Source organism: Larkinella sp. (assembly GCF_965227735.1).
Taxonomy (GTDB): domain Bacteria; phylum Bacteroidota; class Bacteroidia; order Cytophagales; family Spirosomataceae; genus Larkinella.
In genome coordinates this window covers 946647-960922 of record NZ_OZ245776.1, presented here as the reverse complement: position 1 = coordinate 960922, position 14276 = coordinate 946647, and the positions used below count along the sequence as shown (strand labels likewise).

Annotated in this window: 13 protein-coding genes and 1 pseudogene; 12 read left to right on the top strand and 2 right to left on the bottom strand. The window is 50.6% G+C overall.

Annotated elements, in window-relative coordinates; all coding sequences use genetic code 11:
- The first annotated feature begins 81 nt into the window (after positions 1–81).
- Entirely contained in the window at positions 82–1575 is a 1494-nt protein-coding gene (locus tag ACO064_RS03790) for an arabinose isomerase (RefSeq protein ID WP_421826077.1), read from the top strand.
- 365 nt (positions 1576–1940) lie between these two features.
- On the top strand, positions 1941–2264 hold the full coding sequence (locus ACO064_RS03785) for a hypothetical protein (protein WP_421826076.1): 324 nt from the start codon (positions 1941–1943) through the stop codon (positions 2262–2264).
- On the opposite strand, the gene ACO064_RS03780 is transcribed toward ACO064_RS03785, so the two are convergent.
- Positions 2230–3450, bottom strand: coding sequence for an IS256 family transposase (locus ACO064_RS03780; protein ID WP_114410211.1), 1221 nt, complete (start codon positions 3448–3450; stop codon positions 2230–2232). The two genes, ACO064_RS03785 and ACO064_RS03780, sit on opposite strands and share 35 nt — an antisense overlap.
- A gap of 60 nt (positions 3451–3510) precedes the next feature.
- Here ACO064_RS03780 and ACO064_RS03775 point away from each other — a divergent pair.
- The 8 genes and pseudogenes from ACO064_RS03775 to ACO064_RS03740 form a co-directional block, all read left to right on the top strand.
- Positions 3511–3822, top strand: a pseudogene (locus tag ACO064_RS03775) (helix-turn-helix domain-containing protein); the annotation flags it as partial.
- A gap of 98 nt (positions 3823–3920) precedes the next feature.
- Complete coding sequence (locus ACO064_RS03770) at positions 3921–5147, top strand: ice-binding family protein (RefSeq protein ID WP_421826075.1); 1227 nt, start codon at positions 3921–3923, stop codon at positions 5145–5147.
- Positions 5148–5309: 162 nt separating this feature from the next.
- Positions 5310–7232, top strand: coding sequence for a polysaccharide biosynthesis protein (locus ACO064_RS03765; protein WP_421826074.1), 1923 nt, complete (start codon positions 5310–5312; stop codon positions 7230–7232).
- 45 nt (positions 7233–7277) lie between these two features.
- A complete protein-coding gene (locus ACO064_RS03760; RefSeq protein ID WP_421826073.1) occupies positions 7278–7907 on the top strand; it encodes a response regulator in 630 nt (209 codons plus the stop codon).
- A 156-nt stretch (positions 7908–8063) separates the two neighbouring features.
- Complete coding sequence (locus ACO064_RS03755) at positions 8064–8504, top strand: response regulator (RefSeq protein ID WP_421826072.1); 441 nt, start codon at positions 8064–8066, stop codon at positions 8502–8504.
- A gap of 166 nt (positions 8505–8670) precedes the next feature.
- Positions 8671–9351: an SGNH/GDSL hydrolase family protein gene (locus tag ACO064_RS03750; protein WP_421826071.1), complete on the top strand. Its 681-nt coding sequence runs from the start codon at positions 8671–8673 to the stop codon at positions 9349–9351.
- Positions 9352–9602: 251 nt separating this feature from the next.
- Complete coding sequence (locus tag ACO064_RS03745) at positions 9603–10595, top strand: porin family protein (protein ID WP_421826070.1); 993 nt, start codon at positions 9603–9605, stop codon at positions 10593–10595.
- Positions 10596–10711: 116 nt separating this feature from the next.
- The gene (locus ACO064_RS03740) at positions 10712–11947 is read left to right on the top strand and encodes a multidrug effflux MFS transporter (protein WP_421826069.1); all 1236 of its coding nucleotides are present in this window, start codon (positions 10712–10714) and stop codon (positions 11945–11947) included.
- 86 nt (positions 11948–12033) lie between these two features.
- On the opposite strand, the gene ACO064_RS03735 is transcribed toward ACO064_RS03740, so the two are convergent.
- Positions 12034–12465: a VOC family protein gene (locus ACO064_RS03735; RefSeq protein WP_421826068.1), complete on the bottom strand. Its 432-nt coding sequence runs from the start codon at positions 12463–12465 to the stop codon at positions 12034–12036.
- A 189-nt stretch (positions 12466–12654) separates the two neighbouring features.
- Between ACO064_RS03735 and ACO064_RS03730 the strand changes: the two genes are divergently transcribed.
- Together ACO064_RS03730 and ACO064_RS03725 are read left to right on the top strand one after the other, a co-directional pair.
- A complete protein-coding gene (locus ACO064_RS03730; protein ID WP_421826067.1) occupies positions 12655–13521 on the top strand; it encodes an Rpn family recombination-promoting nuclease/putative transposase in 867 nt (288 codons plus the stop codon).
- Between the two features lie 218 nt (positions 13522–13739).
- Positions 13740–14270 carry a glycine zipper domain-containing protein gene (locus ACO064_RS03725; RefSeq protein ID WP_421826066.1) on the top strand — a complete coding sequence of 177 codons (531 nt, stop codon included), beginning with the start codon at positions 13740–13742 and terminating at the stop codon, positions 14268–14270.
- Positions 14271–14276: the final 6 nt, after the last annotated feature.

The following is a 14276-nucleotide window of genomic DNA, read 5'->3' as shown; positions in this document are numbered from 1 at the left end:
CTTTGAAGAAAGTATCGATTGGCTGTTTACTTGCCAATACTATTTCAGAAAACGAGCCAATACGTCAATTATAAATGGTCTATGAAAGCAAATCAGGGAGCCGAAACCGGTCAATCCGCTAATGGAACCGTATCCACGTTGAACACACCATCGTTTCCGTTTAAAGTCGGTTTACTCGGAATTGGGCTGGATACCTACTGGGCGCAATTTGACGGGCTGGAAGCCCGGTTGAAGGGTTATTTGCAGCGCGTAGAGTCGCGGTTCAGTCGCCCGGGTGTCGAGGTGGTCAATCTCGGCCTGGTCGATTCGCCGGAAAAAGCCCTGGTGGCCGGTCACCAGTTCCGGCAGGCCGACATTGATCTGTTGTTCATTTACGTGACGACTTATGCACTGTCGGCGACGGTTTTGCCGGTGGTGCAGCGGGCCAAAGTGCCGGTGATCGTCCTGAACCTGGCACCCGAACCGGCCATCAACTACGAGTGGTTCAATCAGTTGAACGACCGAACCCGGATGACCGGCGAGTGGCTGGCCTACTGCTCGGCCTGCCCCGTTCCCGAAATCGCCAACGTATTTCGGCGCGCCCAGATCCCGTTTCATCAGGTCACTGGTATGCTCGATAACGACCCCGAGGGCTGGCAGGAAATCGATGAGTGGATCGAAGCCGGACGGGTGGCCCACGTCATGGCGCACAACTGTCTGGGTTTGATGGGCAATTATTACAGCGGCATGCTCGACATTTACTCCGATCTGACGCTGCAAAATGCGACGTTCGGCGGCCACATGAAAATCGTGGAAGTCGATGAGCTATCCGCTTTGCGGGAAGCGGTTTCGCCGGAACAGGTTGCCGAACGAACAGCGGTTTTTGCCGATATTTTCGACGTTCAGGCCGATTGTTTACCCGAGGAACTCGCCCGCGCTGCCCGCACCTCCGTGGCGCTGGATCAGTTGGTGGAAACCCACGGTTTGGGATCGCTGGCGTATTACCACAAAGGCAGCGGCAATCTGGCAAATGAAGACACGATGAGTTCGGTGATTCTCGGTAATTCGCTGCTGACGGCGCGCGGTATTCCGGTGGCGGGTGAATATGAAGTCAAGAATGCCCAGGCCATGAAAATCATGGACAGCTTCGGCGTTGGCGGTTCTTTCACCGAATATTACGCGATGGATTTTGCCGACGATGTGGTGCTGATGGGCCACGACGGTCCCGGCCACATCCGCATTGCCGAGGGAAAAACCAAGGTTCGTCCGCTCTATGTGTATCATGGCAAAGTAGGTCGGGGGCTTTCGGTGGAAATGTCGGTGAAAAACGGGCCGGTCACGCTCCTGTCGGTGGTGGAAAACGGGAATGGGAAAATCAGCCTGCTGGTGGCCGAAGGCGAATCCGTGCCGGGACCGATTCTGCACATTGGCAATACCAACAGCCGCTACCGGTTTTCGCCGGGCGCCAGGAACTTCGTACAGACCTGGAACAGCCACGGCCCGGCGCACCATTGTGCGGTGGGCGTGGGGCATATTGCTTCCAAACTGGCGAAACTGGGGGCGTTGCTGAAGGTGGAGGTGATTCAGGTGTGCTAGCATGGCTGATCGCGATTTGCAATCGCGATCCACTCTGTGGCGGATTTGTAATCCGCAGTGGATTGGGGGCTGAAGTTCTCAGTAGATTGAGTGCGGATTACAAATCCGCCACAGAGTGGGTCAAGATTACAAATCTTGACCAGCCCGATTGCATATCTTGACCAGTCCGGCCAGTTTGAAAATTAAATATTATTTGTCTGATAAACTGGCATTTCTGGACCGATTTTTGCATATACAATACCAAGGACCGTTTAGTAAAGATTCCCTCTTCTTTCCCCTCTTCTGCTTCTTCTCTCGTCACCACACTGGTGATTCGGCCCCCTCTCTTAGTGAGTTTTCTTCATACGCTGTTCAGCAAAATCAAAGTGAAAGTCTTTATTCGGTATATGGTTAGTGTGCGTTGTAAAATGATTGTACAGGCAATTTTTGATAAAATAAGTTTGCCATGTGAGGTGATTGAACTTGGTGAAGTAGAAGTGACCGGGGACATTTCTGCCGCACAGATGGACCAGTTGCGAACCGGTTTATTGGAAGCCGGGCTCGAACTGATTGATGACAAAAAAGGTGTGCTGATCGAAAAAGTGAAAAACGTGATCGTTGAGCTGGTGCACTACACCGACGAGCGGGAGTGCTCGCTGAACTGTGTCAGTGGGTTTAATCAAAGCGATGTGGCTGAATTCGTTCAGTAAATATAATAGAAACTTGGGCTAAGATCTCCTTCCAATTATACGTGGTGGTTTCCCACTTGATTTGCAGATTTTGAATCACCAAATACACCAGTTTTTGTAAAGCGATATCGGAGGGAAAAGCCCCTTTCGTTTTGGTTACGTTACGCAATTGACGATGGTAGCCTTCAACTGTATTGGTCGTATACATGACCTTGCGGATAGCCGCCGGATAGTCAAAGTAAGGCGAAAGTAACTCCCACTTGTCCAACCAAGGCTGAATGGCTTGTGGATAACGCTGCCCCCAGGTTTCCTGTACCAGCAATAATTGCTCCATAGCTTGCTCACGATCCGATGCCTGGTATACCCCCTTAATATCTTTAACAAAGCTCTTGAGGTATTTGTCAGGGATAAACCGAAAGGAATTACGGAGTTGATGGACAATGCAGAGTTGAACGGTGGCGGCTGGAAAAACGGTTGCAATAGCCGTATCAAACCCTTTGAGCCCATCCACACAGGTGATCAGCATGTCTTCGACCCCGCGCTGCTTAAGGTCAGTTAGCACTGAGAGCCAAAACTTGGCCGATTCACTCTCCGCTGTGTAAATCCCTAGTACCTGCTTACGACCCGCTAAACTCAGTCCAATGACGCTGTATAGGACGCGGGTCACGACCCGGCCTTCATGACGAACTTTGTAGTAGATACCATCCAACCAGACCAATACATACAAGCTCTCCAAAGGTCGATTTTGCCACTCCCGCATGGCCGGGATTACTTTGTCGGTAATGGCTGTTAACTCGCTGTCGGATAGCGAGTAGCCATACATCTCTGAAAGATGTTGGCTGATATCCGCGTAGCTGCTACCCATTCCGTAGAGCGAGAGAATTTTCTGTTCCAGTTGTGGAGTCAGTACAACTTGCCGTTTAGGGACTAATTGGGGCTGATAACTACCGGTGCGGTCTCGGGGCGTTTGCAAGTCCAGCAAACCAGCACTGCTTTTTACTTTTTTGCTGGTTTTACCATTGCGTCGATTTTGCTCAGGCAGACGAGTTTGAACCAGATGGTGGCTCATTTCGCCTTCTAAAGCTGATTCGAGGAAGTGTTTAAGTAAAGGGGCAAACAGCCCACCTTCGCCTGTTAAGGGTTTGCCTTCGTAAAGGCCTTTGATAGCGGCCTGTTTGAAGGCCTCGAAATCGAAGTCGTTGTTCATGATAGTGAAAATAAGGTTTTTTCCTTTTTATTCACCCTTGACACAGTTTAGCGAGCAGTCTCCGACGAGCTTCCCAAAATAAAAAATTCGGATTACATCAGTTCAAAACTACAGTATGATTACACCTACCTCGCTAACCTGTTTTCGGAAGCGGAAGGAACGACCATCGAAAAATACATCATTGCCCACAAGATTGAACGGGCAAAAGAATTGCTGCTGTATAATGAACTTAATCTGACCCAGATCTCCTACAAATTGAACTACAGCAGTGTCGCTCATTTATCCAACCAGTTCAAAAAAGTAACCGGCTTAACGCCAACCTATTACAAACAACTCAAACAAAATGAACGGACCGCTCTCGAGAATGTGTGAATAATGTAACCTTATTAGTGAATTGTGTAACATAAACAGGTTTTTAAAGACTCATCTTAGCACTGTAAAAATATTACTTACATGATCACTCAATGACTATGAATCGAAAACTACTCTTTAGCCTGGCTTGCAGCACGCTGCTGGCATTTCCGATGATCGGATTCGGGCAGAGTGCGCCCCCCCTGGGAACCACGTCAACGTTTGCTTTATTTACCGCTAATGGGGCCCTTACCAACGACGGAGCTTCCCAGATTACAGGTGATATTGGTACCAATGTTGGAGCCATCAGCGGTTTTGAAACGGCCACCGTGACGGGCAACACGCGCACCGCCGGGAGTCCGGAATCGATTCAGGCAGCGGCTGATGTCGCGTTGGCCTACAACTCCCTACTTGCCGCTTCCTGTAATCCGACGGCTATCGGTGTTGAACTGGGGGGGCAGACACTTAATCCGGGTGTTTCCTGCCAAACTAGCGCCAGCCCTACCACGCTGAACGGAACGCTAATCTTAAGTGGAGCCGGTATTTTTATCATCAAGTTAAACAGTGCGCTGGTAACCGGTACCAATTCAAACATTGTGCTGACGAACGGCGCCACGGTTGAGAACGTATTTTTTCAAATCAACGGAGCCGCCACCCTGGGAACCGGCTCGACGTTTAGAGGAACCATCGTTGCCCTGGACGCCATCGTGCTGAATACCACTTTGCTGGAAGGGAGAGCCCTTTCAACCGCGGGAGCCATTACCATCAATGCCAGCACGGTTATCGTTCCGTCGGCAGCCCCTTTGCCGGTAACCCTAGTCAGCTTCACGGCGAAAGCACAAGCCAATCGCACGGTTGAACTGGCCCTGACGACCTCGATGGAAATCAACAACAAAGGCTTTTTGATTGAGCGAAGCAAAGATCTGCAACGGTTTGATAAAGTGGGTGAAGTAAGTGATGTCTCGGTGAATAGCACCACCTTGAAAACCTACCGCCTGACCGACCAGACGCCCTATTCAGGCACCAGTTATTACCGTCTGACGCAGACTGATTTGAACGGTCGATCGACGGTGTACCGGGCGGTTTCGGTGGTGTTGCGGGATGATCCCTATGGTGTATATCCCAATCCGGTGGCTCGCGGAGAGCGCTTTGTGCTGCGGCTGGATGAGCCGGAAACCGCCATTCTCGGGTTCTACAGTGCTGATGGTCGTTTGCAGTCTCTTCAGAAAACCGGCATTCAGTCGGGAAATCTGCTGCTGAAATCGACAGGACTGTCGTCCGGTGCCTACATCCTCAAGGTGCAGGAACGGGGGCAGACACGCCAGCACCGCTTTATTGTGGAGTAACCGGCTGTTTACCTGATTGGCCGGTTTTTAGTCCTCATTCCGGGCCGGCCACTGATTCTCAATAGTCCATTTCGGAGCAATTTAACGGTGATTTCGGTTCACCCTGGCATGGCTTTGTGCGGTCATTCCAACTTTTTGGCTCCCTTATACTGCGTATCACGAATGATCGAGAACTACCTCCGAACGCATACCAATCGTTTTCTGTCCAGCTACCTGATTCTGCTGACCGATACGATCATTGCCGGTATTGCCTTTGCCCTTGCGTATGGTCTGCGGTTTAATTTTGATTTCAGCGCCATGAACGGAGATAATCTGCTGGCCGGTTTGCTGATCACGATGCTCTGCCGGTTAACCTGCTTCGTCCTGGTGGGGTCTTACCGGGGCATTATCCGTCACACCAGCCTGGAAGACCTGCGGCTGCTGGGGCTGGCGGTTACGATGAGTACGGCGCTAACGGCGCTGGTTTCGGGCCTGCTGGCTTTGGGAAGTGGGCCGTGGCCGCTCTACATACCGGTTTCCATTCTGCTCATCGACTATTGCTGCTGTCTGGTTATGTTGGCCGCCAGTCGGTTTGGTGCGAAGGCACTCTATTGGCATCTGCTCCTGGTGGGGGGCGGTCGTCGCCAGCCCGTTTTGATTTATGGGGCTGGACAAACCGGACTGCTCACCCGCAAAGCCCTGGAACAGGACCCCGATCACTGGTATCAGATGCTAGCCTTTGTGGATGACGATCCCGCCAAACGGGATAAAGTGCTGGAAGGCGTTGAAGTACTGTCGCGCCAGCAGGCTTACCAGCGGTTTATCAAAGGACAAACCGTGCTGCCCCAGGTTATTCTGGCGATGGAATCCGGTACGCCCCACCAACGGGCGCAGATCACTGACTTTTTTCTGCAATACGACATTCCGCTCAAAACAGTTCCGGGCGTCCGGCAGTGGATGGATGGTCGGCTCGATACGCTGCAAATCCGCGACATTCGCATCGAAGATCTCCTCGAAAGAGCCCCGATTCAGCTTTTCAACGACACCTTGCGGGCACAACTCGAAGACCAGGTGGTGATGGTGACGGGCGCGGCCGGTTCCATCGGAAGCGAACTGGTTCGTCAGTTGCTGAGCCATCACCCGCGTACGATTGTGCTGGTCGATCAGGCCGAATCGGCCTTGTTCGACCTGGAGTTTCAACTCCGCCAGCATTTTAAAACCGCCCTGAACGAGATCCGGCTGGTGATCAAAATTGCCGATGTGTCTAACCAGACGCGGATGCAGCACGTGTTTCGGGATACCCGGCCCACGCTCGTTTTTCATGCCGCAGCCTACAAGCACGTACCGCTGATGGAAGAACATCCGTTTGAGGCTGTGCGGGTCAATGTGCTCGGCACGCAGGTCATGGCCGATCTGGCACTGGAATACGGCGTGCAGCGGTTTGTGATGATCTCGACCGACAAGGCCGTCAATCCGACCAATGTAATGGGAGCCACCAAGCGGCTGGCCGAGTTGTATGTCCAGAGCCTGAACCATTCGGATTCGCTGTTGCGCCGGACCCGGTTTATGATCACCCGGTTTGGCAATGTGCTGGGTTCCAACGGCTCGGTGGTGACGGTTTTCCGGCAGCAGATTCAGGCGGGAGGTCCGGTGACGGTTACCCATCCGGAGGTAAGACGTTATTTTATGACCATTCCGGAATCCTGTCAACTGGTGCTCGAAGCCGGGGCGATGGGGCAGGGTGGAGAGGTGTTCGTCTTCGACATGGGCGAGCCGGTTCGGATTGTGGACCTGGCCCGGAAGATGATCCGGCTGTCGCGCGAGCCGGGCGGGCACGACATCAAGGTTGTTTTTACCGGGCTGCGACCGGGCGAGAAACTGTATGAAGAACTGCTGCATACGAACGAACGAACACTGCCCACCCATCATCCCAAAATTATGATTGCCCGGGTGGCGGCACTTCATGCGGAGGAAATCCGGTTTTGTCTGGAACAACTCCGTCACCAACTCACCGAAGGCAATGACCGGGCTTTGGTGAGCAGCATCAAACGAATCATTCCGGAATTCATCAGCAACAATTCCGAATTCAGCACGCTGGATTATTGAGACCGTCCCCTGGGCGGTCGATCCGGAACAAACACCAACCGAATCATGCATAAATTAGTAGTTGTCGATGGCCATTCTATTGTGCGCTCGGGCATCCGTCTGTTGTTGAAAGACTATTACGGCACGATCCAGATCGATGAGGCCCAGAGTGGCGGGGTGGCTTTCCGGAAAATCATGGACACCGACTATGATCTGGTGATCATGGAACTGAACCTGCCGAACACGGACACGTTCAGTTTTCTGGAAAATCTCCGCAAAATGGTGCCTGAACTGCCCATCCTCCTCTTTACGACCGTCACCAAGTATGCGTTCCTGAAGCGGTATCTGCAAATGGGGGTAATGGGATATTTAAGCAAAGAAGCGGGCGACCCGGAAATTCTGACAGCGGTGCGGAGTATTCTGGCGGGCCGAAAATACATGGATCCCTCGTTGCTGGATCAGACGCAGGAAGACCGGCACCAGGCGGATGAACTGGATCCCTTCCAATTGCTGTCGAACCGGGAGTTTGAAATTGCCCAGCATTTGTTCAAGGGAACGTCCGTGAGCACCATTGCCGATTATTTAAATATTCACACCTCCACGGTTGGGACCCATAAAGCCCGGATTTATAACAAACTCCGGGTCGATAATGTCATCATGCTCAAAGATTTGGCCGAATTATACCGCTTGATCTAGCAAAAACTTCCGGACGTTTCGAAGCCGGTTTTGGAAAAATACCCGCCGTATCCGGGAGCCTGAGAACGGTTCTTCCGGCAGTTGGTCGGTTCTGTTTACAATATTCGTACAAATGTTGATGTATATTTGTAAACAACCGTATGTAACTGACCCCGTATGGCTCAACGTAACCTGTCATTGAAAGGCCCCATTATTTCCATCGAGGATGATGACGACGACCAGTTTCTACTGGCGCAAATTATTAAGCAGTTGGACATTCCCAACGAAATCCGGTTTTTTTCCAATGGTCAACTGGCGTTGCAGTATCTGGAAGTAACTGACGAACAGCCTTTTCTGATTCTGTGTGACATCAACATGCCCATCATGAACGGACTGGAGCTGCGCCGAAGGATCAACCAGAATGAATACCTGCGCGAGAAATCCATTCCGTTTGTGTATTTGACAACTGCCGCCAATATCGACATCATACGGGAAGCATATGGCGAGGAAGTTCAGGGTTTTTTCCAGAAAGCAACGGATTATGCCGGTTTTCAACATCAAATGAAACTTCTCGTTGAATATTGGCAGAGTTGTTTGCACCCCAACAGTCCGGTATAGTTCCTGCCGCATTTTTGGCAATTCTCCGTACAATACAATTTCGGGATTGAATCAGCCGTTTAGTATTCGACCGAAATCACCATGTCGCAGCCGATGAAGTCGGTTGGGTTCGGCACAGATCAATTTCTGAATCTCGTATTTTTTCCAGCATTGGTTTCCGCATACCATGACCTCCTTAATTCGTATTTTTTCCCGACTGAGCTTTTTTTTAGTGATCTACACGGTTTTGGGTTGCACGCTGTTCGATGGCTTGTCGCCCAAAGACAAAGGCTCCAACGTCATTGTGGGCTGGGGCGATAGCATGACGGAGGGCAGCAACGGCAGTTCTTACCTGATCGAACTGCAGAAACTGGCTCCGCAATATACGTTTGTCAATGAGGGCATCTCCGGAGAAAAAAGCTACCAGATTGCCAAGCGGATGCTGGCTGCAACCGACAAACATTCGTATAATACAATCATCTGGGCGGGTCGCAACAATTACCTGGAACCCGAACAAATCAAAGCCGACATCGCGTCGATGGTGAAAGCATTAGGGCACGACCGGTATCTGGTGTTGAGCATCGTGAACGGCAGTTTCGGCCAGAACGAAGATGTTTTTGGGGCAGGCCACGACGCCATCATGAAATTGAACGGGGAATTATACATGATCTACGGCGACCATTACGTCAATATTCATGCGTATTTGCTGTCGCAATATGATCGGTCGAGCTACCTGGATATTGTCGATCATACGGATGATGTGGTGCCAAGATCGTTGCGGTTCGACCCTTTACACCTCAATGAGAAGGGAAATCAGAAAGTGGCCGAGCGAATTTTTCAGAGTTTGAAGGTCCTGACCAATCCATAAATCCTTCCTGTGGCGCAAGCGGGTTCGTTCATTTAGATACAGGGACGACACCGCTTGTGGGTGGTTCCATTGCAGGAAGGTCGGTAAATCAGTCTGTTTTCAGTACGGTTTTTTGGTTATTAAAATTGTTTATTTCAAGAATTTATTGAATAATATTAATTCGTATGCCCGTCCTCTATTCCTGAAAGTGACTTTTTGATCCGAAATCCTTCCAATAGGAAAATGATTTCTCACTTTCACGACCAAGACCGATGAATCGGATTCTCTTTGTAGCCACCCTTGCATTTGCCACTCAAGCTCCTTCGTGGGCGCAACAGCCGACAGTTTCATCCGAAAAAACCGACCTGCGAACCGAAGCGCCGGTGATCGAACGTACCGAGTCTGTCATTTACGAAAAACGGGTAACGGAAAAACGCCTGAACAATGCGTTTTCGATCACGACACCCGCTTCCGGATCGACGGTGTCGCTTGCTGTTGAACCGCCCGTCTATGAATCCCAATCGTCGGTCAGCCTGCCTCGCGATGGCCAGATAACGCCGGGTGCTGCGGTTTTTCCGGCATCGAACCCGGATGAAATGCGGGCCTTGCGCAAGATGATCGAAGCTCAGAACATCAAAATCGACAGCATGCAAACGGATCTGGGGCAATTGAAAGGAGCCACCACAGCCGCTTCGCCAAACCGACCATCGAAGCCGGAAAAAACCCTCAAACGCGACAATGTTTCGATTGGCGTTTACGCCGGACCCAACTTCTCGAAATACTCGACCGATCAGGATAGCTTGGAATCCAAAGCCCGGGTGGGCTACCAGCTTGGCGTCTATGTTCGCGGAGGAGGACGGCTGTTCGGGCAATTGGGCGTCGAATATGTGGGTGTTTCGTCGAAACTCTACAGCAAGGACGACAAGGGGACTTCGCTGGACCAGATCAACAGTACCATCAACACCCATTATGTTCAGATTCCGCTCCAGATCGGTTTTCGGCCGGCCATGACCCAGACCAAGCGGACGGGAATCCGGATTCAGGCGGGGGCCGAATTATCGTATTTACTGAATGCGGACAAAAATGATTTCAACTTAACCGACGACGATTACAACAAAACCGTTGTCAATTTGCTGGGCGGTGTTGGCTTCGATCTGGGGCCGGTCACCCTCGATGTGTCCTACCATCACGGCATTAAGGACGTTTATAAAGCCGAAAATGCCAAGCTTCGGATGGTCAGTGCCAGCCTCGGATTCAAGTTTTGAGGCACCCGGATGATCATGATAACGGAAGTTTTTGGGCGGTTTTCTAAAAAAAATGCAAAAATTGGAACAATCATCCGCTGTTGAGCGTACTTTAGTATGAACCTCTTCCGCAGTTCATGACGCGCCGACAACATTTTATTGTGATCCTGATTTTAGGAACGCTCACGACGATCAGTCCATTTTCCATCGACATGTATCTGCCGGGATTTCCGGCCATTGCGAAAAGCCTCAACACCACCATCGAACAGGTGCAGCTTTCCCTGACGGCTTACCTGATTGGTATTTCGGTGGGGCAACTCCTGTATGGACCGTTGCTGGATCGCTATGGCCGGAAACGCCCCTTGTATGCGGGGCTGGTGCTGTATCTACTGGCCTCGATTGGGTGTGCGCAAACGACGTCGATCGAAACCCTGATTTTGATGCGGCTTTTGCAGGCTATCGGGGGCTGTGTTGGCTTGGTGGCGGCTCAGGCACTGGTGCGCGATTTGTTTCCGGTATCGCAGATTGCCCAGGTTTTTTCGTTGCTGACGCTGGTACTGGCCATTTCGCCGATGATTGCACCCACTGTGGGCGGTTATGCCACGGTAGCCCTGGGTTGGCATTCCATATTCCTGATTCTGGCGGGCATAACCGCGCTCATTCTGGTGGCTATTTATTTCATTTTGCCCGATGGAAAACAAGCCGATCCCTCGTTGTCGCTCCGGCCCAAAGCGGTCCTGAGCAGCTTTCTGACGGTGGCAAAACATCCACAGTTTTTGACTTACACGCTGGTGGGTGGGATTGCCACGTCGGCCCCTTTTGCCTATATTTCCGGTTCTCCCGATGTGTTTATGAACATCTACCGGATCAGTGAGCAGCAATACGGCTGGATGTTTGCCTTTTTAGCCATCAGCATGATTGCGCCGACGCAACTGAATCACGTTCTGTTGAAGCGGTTTCGGAGCGAGCAGATCATTTATGCCACGTTGACCTATCAATCTATTGTCGGTTTGCTGATGGTTTGGGGAACCTGGGCGGGCTGGTTTGGCCCCTACGGTTTGATCGCCATGTTGTTTTTGTTTCTTGCGGGTCAGGGACTGACCGGCCCGAATGCCTCGGCACTTTCACTTTCTCCCTTCTCCCGACACGCAGGCAGCGCGGCCGCACTGATGGGCAGTTTCCGGATGGGCTTTGGCGCGTTGGTCTCCGCAGCCGTCAGTGTTTTTCACAACCACACCGCCATTCCGATGGTGGGTACGATGTTGATTTGTGTGGTCAGTGGTTTGGTTATTTTCATGACAGGACAACGGGTGATTCATTACCGGGCGAAGAAAGCCGGTTTTGAAGAGTCGCTTTCAGAAGTGGCGTTGTAAGATCGGTTTCTACCGAACGGATAAAAAAACCGTAACGAGCCTCGTTACGGTTTTTTTATCCGTTATAAACTGAAGTCTTTCTATGCTTATTTGCTGGCTTCGGCCTCTGGTTGTTCCTGTTCGACGGCGCTGGGGTCCATCCACATCACTTCCCAGAGGTGTCCGTCCAGATCCTCAAAACCGTGTCCGTACATAAAGCCCTGGTCCTGTTTTTCATTCGGCGTTTTTCCACCGGCGGCCACCGCCTTGCTAACCAGGTCATCGACAGCCTCCCGGCTTTCGGCAGAAAGGCAGATGATCGATTCGGTGGTTTTGGTCGAATCGGCAATCGCTTTTTTTGTGAATGACTGGAAGAACGGTTCCACCAAGAGCATGACAAAAATATCCTCGCTGATGATCATGCAGGTGGCTTTTTCGTCCGTAAACTGGGGGTTGAAGCGGTAGCCCAATTCGGTAAAAAACGCGACGGATTTGTTCAGGTCTTTAACGGGCAGATTTACAAAAATTTTCGTGGCCATGTGTATTTGTGGTTTAAAGTTTACCTGACAAAGGTACCGCCGATCCCGGTTTTCCGGGGTGTATGACTGCGACATTGTGCGGGTCGAATGCGACAAAAAAATGATGTCTGTTTCCCGTTCTTAAGTTGGTCTGATTCGATATATTGGCAAATAGTTGTATTTTGTGCAAACAATATAAATAACCCAATAGTGTTTATTCCCATAGTCTCCGATTACGGTTTCAAAGCTACTTTTGGTAATGAAGCCAACACACTCTTTCTTCGAAAAGCTTTACAGGCACTGATCAAGTCTGCGGTACCCATTAAAGAGGTTCGATTTGACAAAAATGCGTTTGAAGCGCTTACTGTCGATGGGCGTAGTGGTATTTTCGATCTGGCATGTACGGATGAAAGAGGCAACCATTTTATTGTCGAAATGCAGTTGGCTCATTCTCCTTATTTTTTGCAGCGCATAAAATTTTATGCATTACATAAACTGAATACGCTGGTGGAGCGCGGTCAATTCGATTACTCAAATTTGCCAAGTATTTACTGCATTGCTTTTTTAGAGAAAAATATTTTGTCCACAAAGCAGTACCATACCATTGCTAATCTGCGTGACGAATTCGGTAGGCAGATTGACAGTCAGATGACATTTATTATCGTGGAAATGACTAAATTTGATAAGGAAGCGGCAGATGTTCAAACCGACCTGGAAAAGCTAATTTACACCATGAAAACCTTGCATAAAGTTACCGAAACTACCAAATACCCTCTTTTCTGGGATGAGGAGTGGTTAAAAAAGGCTATTGAGGAATTGGATACCCGAAGGATGACACCTGAGGAGCGCTTTCAATTTGCCCGGATTACGGCAATCAATGCAGAAGCTGTCTACGCGGAGAAGAGGAAAATAAAAGAGGCAAGGCAAGAGGAGAATCTGCTTGTGAAAACTGAAATCGTGAAAAAATTATTGGAGCGGGGTAAGCTTTCCCTTGAAGAGATTGCGGAAGACAATGAGGTGAGCTTAGAGTTTGTTACCGCTATTCAGGGGCAAATGAAAGCGAACCCCGGAGTTTGATGCTTATTTTTATACAGTAATTGTTCCCCGTATGAACAAGGTGCTCAGGATACTGGTTGATAATCAGTATACTATGTATTCCTGTTAGTAGGTTTTCTGCATGATCCTTGTAGGATCATACCTACTTTCCCGCCCGATTTTAGTTGTTAATGTTACCGTTTTTTAAACTATTGTGACATAAGCGTGTCTATAGTGCATTCAACTTAATGTAGAACGCTATGAAAACGAATCATAATAGTTTTATCCTGATCCTGCTGGTTGCACTGCTGGCGGGGCATTCGATGGAGGCTCAAATTCTGAAAAGCTGGAGCCCTCAAGCCAAAGGAACCGCCATTGGGGCCGGAACCGGGGCGGCCGCCGGAGCCATTATCAACAAACGGAACCGCGTGGTGGGTGGAGTCATCGGTGGCGTAGTGGGTGGTGCTGCCGGGTACGCCGTCGGCAAACACATCGACAACAAACGCAAGAAAGCGGCCTGGCAGGAAGCCGGTCGCCGGGCGGCAGAGCAGCAGCCATTGGCTTCCAGCAAGGGAGCTGCGCCTTCCATTACGAAGCGCACCGCCCTGGCCGCCAGACCTGCCGCGTCGACTACGAAACCGGTCTTCAGTGCCGTTCAACCGGTATCTGTCCCGGAAACTGAGAGCAATCCGGCCTTGTATATCCTGAACCAGGGCTATCTGCCCAACCCGTACTACGGAGATCAGGCAGCACCCTATGGAGCAACGGAATACCGCCAGAAGAGCTGGTAACCTCAT

What these genes read in the sequence shown, in the direction of transcription:
- ACO064_RS03790 (WP_421826077.1), top strand. Translation starts at nt 82, where the DNA reads ATGAAAGCAAATCAGGGAGCCGAAACCGGTCAATCCGCTAATGGAACC.
- ACO064_RS03780 (WP_114410211.1), bottom strand. Translation starts at nt 3,450, where the DNA reads ATGAACAACGACTTCGATTTCGAGGCCTTCAAACAGGCCGCTATCAAA.
- ACO064_RS03770 (WP_421826075.1), top strand. Translation starts at nt 3,921, where the DNA reads ATGAATCGAAAACTACTCTTTAGCCTGGCTTGCAGCACGCTGCTGGCA.
- ACO064_RS03765 (WP_421826074.1), top strand. Translation starts at nt 5,310, where the DNA reads ATGATCGAGAACTACCTCCGAACGCATACCAATCGTTTTCTGTCCAGC.
- ACO064_RS03760 (WP_421826073.1), top strand. Translation starts at nt 7,278, where the DNA reads ATGCATAAATTAGTAGTTGTCGATGGCCATTCTATTGTGCGCTCGGGC.
- ACO064_RS03755 (WP_421826072.1), top strand. Translation starts at nt 8,064, where the DNA reads ATGGCTCAACGTAACCTGTCATTGAAAGGCCCCATTATTTCCATCGAG.
- ACO064_RS03750 (WP_421826071.1), top strand. Translation starts at nt 8,671, where the DNA reads ATGACCTCCTTAATTCGTATTTTTTCCCGACTGAGCTTTTTTTTAGTG.
- ACO064_RS03745 (WP_421826070.1), top strand. Translation starts at nt 9,603, where the DNA reads ATGAATCGGATTCTCTTTGTAGCCACCCTTGCATTTGCCACTCAAGCT.
- ACO064_RS03740 (WP_421826069.1), top strand. Translation starts at nt 10,712, where the DNA reads ATGACGCGCCGACAACATTTTATTGTGATCCTGATTTTAGGAACGCTC.
- ACO064_RS03735 (WP_421826068.1), bottom strand. Translation starts at nt 12,465, where the DNA reads ATGGCCACGAAAATTTTTGTAAATCTGCCCGTTAAAGACCTGAACAAA.
- ACO064_RS03725 (WP_421826066.1), top strand. Translation starts at nt 13,740, where the DNA reads ATGAAAACGAATCATAATAGTTTTATCCTGATCCTGCTGGTTGCACTG.